Here is a 285-nt window from a genome sequence, read left to right on the forward strand (position 1 = left end):
TGTTCCAATTGCCGGATGCGCTGTTGCTCTGCCGTTAATGGCTTGCCGATTCCGGCCTGCCCCAGTTGCTCTGCCTCGTATTGCTGAACCCAGCGTCGAACGGCTGTCTCACCAATGTTCAGATCCTGGCAAACCTGTACAACGGTGAGTCCCTGATCCTTGATCATCTTCACGACTTGCAGCTTGAAGCTGTCGTCGAATGCCCTGCGTTTTTTAGTCATGAATAACTCCTCGATAGATGTATTTTCCACCTATCGGGGTGTCCGGGGAAATTAGACCACTGCA

The 285-nt window shown here is 51.9% G+C and carries 1 protein-coding gene; it reads right to left on the minus strand.

Features of this window, described 5'->3' with window-relative positions:
* Positions 1–221, minus strand: a 221-nt coding sequence (locus ACM6JQ_RS20830; RefSeq protein ID WP_414894612.1) for a transposase, incomplete at its 3' end; no start/stop codon positions are given.
* Positions 222–285: the final 64 nt, after the last annotated feature.

The organism is Pseudomonas sp. IT-232MI5 (assembly GCF_949767845.1).
In the GTDB taxonomy this organism is placed as follows: domain Bacteria; phylum Pseudomonadota; class Gammaproteobacteria; order Pseudomonadales; family Pseudomonadaceae; genus Aquipseudomonas.